This is a genomic window from Frankia sp. CcWB2 (genome assembly GCF_977927585.1).
The window spans coordinates 1-3049 of record NZ_CDWRCM010000017.1 but is presented as its reverse complement, the minus strand read 5'-3'; the positions used below and the strand labels follow the sequence as shown (position 1 = coordinate 3049).

General features: G+C 66.9%; 1 protein-coding gene and 1 tRNA gene. Both read right to left on the bottom strand.

Annotated elements, in window-relative coordinates; translation table 11 throughout:
• Positions 1–46: 46 nt before the first annotated feature.
• Positions 47–123 (bottom strand) — tRNA-Met (locus ACY45C_RS03475).
• Positions 124–200: 77 nt separating this feature from the next.
• Positions 201–3049 (bottom strand): UPF0182 family membrane protein (locus ACY45C_RS03470; protein WP_462186204.1); only part of this gene is annotated, 2849 nt, incomplete at its 5' end.

Below are 3049 nucleotides of genomic sequence, written 5' to 3'. Positions count from 1 at the left end.
AAATGCGAAAGCACCCTCGGAAAAAAATTCCGAGGGTGCTTTCGACTGGTAGCGGGGACAGGATTTGAACCTGTGACCTCTGGGTTATGAGCCCAGCGAGCTACCGAGCTGCTCCACCCCGCGTCGGTGTGTCTTCACTATACAGGGCCGCCATCGGTAGCTGTCAAACCGATGGCGGCCCCAATGTGGGACTTTCGGGACTAGCCGGGTGCCGGGGCGGCCCGGGCCCCCGGTGAACCGGGAGCGTCGCCGCCGGCCACGGTCGCCGAAGGGGACGGAGCCGGCGGCTTGGCGGCCGGTGACGCGGGGACCGGTGACGCGGCTACCGATGCACCGGATGATGCCGTGGCAGCGGGTGGCGTCGCCGCCGGACTCGACAGAGTACGCAGGCGACCCAGCGCATCAGCCAGCTCGCTCTGGGCCTTCCCGTAGGCGGTGAAGTCCGGCGGGCTCTTGCCCAGGGCGTCCTGCCCCGCCTGGTAGGCGCGGTCAGCGTCGCCCACGGCGTCCTGCAGCGCGGTCTGCCCCGGCGGCGGGACGCCTGTCCCGCCCTGCCCTGATCTGGGGGCCGGCGTGCTGTCCTGACCGGTGTCCGTGGTCGTGGCCCCGGTTCCGGCCCCGGCCGCCGCGGCACCGGCGCCGGCGCCGAAGACCTTCTCCAAGGCCTCACCCAGCGAGGTACCGAAACCGATGCGGTCGCCGAAGGCCGTGGCGACCCCCTGCAGGGTCGGGTAGCCGGTGCTTCCCCTGGCCTGGACGTAGTAGGGCTCGACGTAGAGCAGCCCGCCGGCCACGGGCAGGGTCAGCAGGTTGCCCTCGATCGTGGTCGCTCCCCCGCTGCGCCATAGTGACAGCTGTTTGGCCACGTCGCCGTTGCCCTCGATGGCGTTCTGCACCTGGACCGGACCGTTGATCGTGTTCCCCGCCGGCAGTTTGAGCAGAGTGAACCGGCCGTAGTTGGCGGGGTCACTGGACACCGCCATGTACGCCGCGAGCTTCGAGGACCGGGCGGAGATCAACGGTGAGGTGAGGTTGTAGGACGGGCCCTTGCGCCCGGGAAGCTGGCTGTAGACGTAGAACGGCGGCTGGGGTTGCCCGCTTCCATCCGGCGAGTCGGACACATCCCAGAAGTCCTCCTGGGAGTAGAAGTCCCGCGGGTTGGAGATGTGGTACTGCCCGATCAGATCACGCTGGACCTTGAACAGGTCCTCCGGATAACGCAGGTGTGCCCGGAGGGACGGTGGGATGTCACTCTTCGGCTTCACCGTGTCCGGGAACGCCCTCATCCAGGTCCGTAGCACCGGGTCGGACTCATCCCAGGCGTAGAGGGTGACGGTGCCGTTGTAGGCGTCCACCGTCGCCTTCACCGAGTTACGGATGTAGTTGACCTGGTTCGAGGCCTGCCGGGTGCGGTTGCCGCTCTGGGTGGTCACCGAGTCGGCGGTCACGTCACCCAGAGTGCGCCGGGCGGAGTAGGGATAGCCGTCAGAGGTTGTGTAACCATCGAGAATCCAGGTGATCCGGCCGTTGACGATCGCCGGGTACGGGTCTCCGTCGAGGGTGAGCCAGGGCGCTGCCTTGCTGACCCGGTCCCGCGGGTTTCGCTCGTACAGGATCCGGGAGTTCTTCGTGATGTCGCCGGAGAGCAGGATGTTCTTCTCCCCGAACCGCAGCGCGAACAGCGCCCGACGGAAGGTCGAGCCGATCGAGACCCCACCGTCGCCCTGGTAGGTCGTGGTGACCTGGGTTTCTCCCGGCCCCGGCCCGTCGATCTCCATCTGCCTGGTGCCGACGATGGAATACGACGGCGACATCTCCCCGAAGTAGACCCGATTCTCCTTGATACCGAAGGTACCGTCCTGCGGGAAACCGCTCACGCCGTGATCGAAGTCGGGGCGCCCCACGTCGACGGTGTTCGACGGCGCCGCGACAAATCCCTTGCCGTGGGTATAGGTCAGGTGCTCGTTGATCCAGTTGCGCTGCTGCGTTCCCAGCCCGGCCTGGTTCAGCTCCCGCACCGATACCACGTAGTCCTGGGTCGTCGGCTTCTTGTCCGCCCCTATGACGGTGTACCGGTCGACGTCGAGAGTCGGCGGGAAACCATAGTAGCCGCGGAACTGCTGGAGCTGCTGGAATGTCCGGGAGAGTTTGCTGGGGTCGAGCAGGCGGATGTTGGGGACCGTGCCGGTGTCGGCGGCGACCTGCTGGGCGGTGACGTCGGTGCTGGCGGCATAGTCCTGCGGCTCGACGTCCTGGATGCCGTAGGCGGCCCGGGTCGCCGCGATGTTGCGCGCGATGTAGGGCTCCTCGCGGGTCGCCTCGTTCGGCCGGACCTGGAACTGCTGGACAATCGCCGGGTAGATTCCGCCGATCACCATCGAGGACAGGACGAGGATGCCCGCGCCGAGCAGCGGCAGCGTCCAGCCCCGCTGGAAGATGTTGTAGATGAACAGCACCGCGCAGGCCAGCGAGATGAACAGCAGGATCAGCTTCGCCGGCAGCACGGCGTGTACATCGGTGTAGGACGCACCGGTCCCCACCCCGCGCGAGGAGAACACCGAGCCGAACCGGTCGAGGTAATACGCCCACGCCTTGAGCAGGGCGAGCAGCCCGAGCAGCACCGAGATGTGCGCCTTCGCCGCCGGGGTCACCCGTTCCCCCGGGGTCTGCATCCGGATTCCGCCGAACAGGTAGTGGGTCAGCAGGGTGACGAGCAACGACAGCAGCACCGCGGTCAGCAGGAAGCCGAGCAGGAACCGCTGGAAGGGATAGCTGAACGCGTAATAGCTGATGTCCCGGTGAAACTGCAGATCAGGGGTCCCGAAAGACTCGCCGTTCACCCACAGCAGCCACGTCCGCCACTGGCCGGCGGCGGACAGGCCCGCGGCCAGGCCGAACAGCGTCGTGACCGCGAGCAGGATCAGCAGCATGTACGGCTCGATCGCCGACCGGTAACGTTCCAGGTTCTGCTGCTCGGTCGACAACGGCCGAAGCGGCGGCCGTAGCCGGTACGCAAGTACGATGTTGGTTCCGACGATGATCGCCATTA